Annotated in this window: 1 rRNA gene; it reads right to left on the bottom strand. The window is 52.4% G+C overall.

Annotation, left to right across the window (positions count from 1 at the left end):
• Positions 1 to 376, bottom strand: a 16S ribosomal RNA gene (locus AC1DT6_RS40670); the annotation flags it as partial.

Raw genomic sequence — 376 nt, 5'->3', positions numbered from 1 at the left:
CTACCAGGGTATCTAATCCTGTTTGCTCCCCACGCTTTCGCACCTGAGCGTCAGTCTTTGTCCAGGGGGCCGCCTTCGCCACCGGTATTCCTCCAGATCTCTACGCATTTCACCGCTACACCTGGAATTCTACCCCCCTCTACAAGACTCAAGCCTGCCAGTTTCAAATGCAGTTCCCAGGTTAAGCCCGGGGATTTCACATCTGACTTAACAGACCGCCTGCGTGCGCTTTACGCCCAGTAATTCCGATTAACGCTTGCACCCTCTGTATTACCGCGGCTGCTGGCACAGAGTTAGCCGGTGCTTATTCTGTCGGTAACGTCAAAACAATCACGTATTAGGTAACTGCCCTTCCTCCCAACTTAAAGTGCTTTAC

This window comes from Cupriavidus sp. 01L45 (assembly GCF_056399885.1).
Note: the sequence above shows the minus strand (reverse complement) of the source record. Positions and strands in the feature narration are given on the sequence as shown.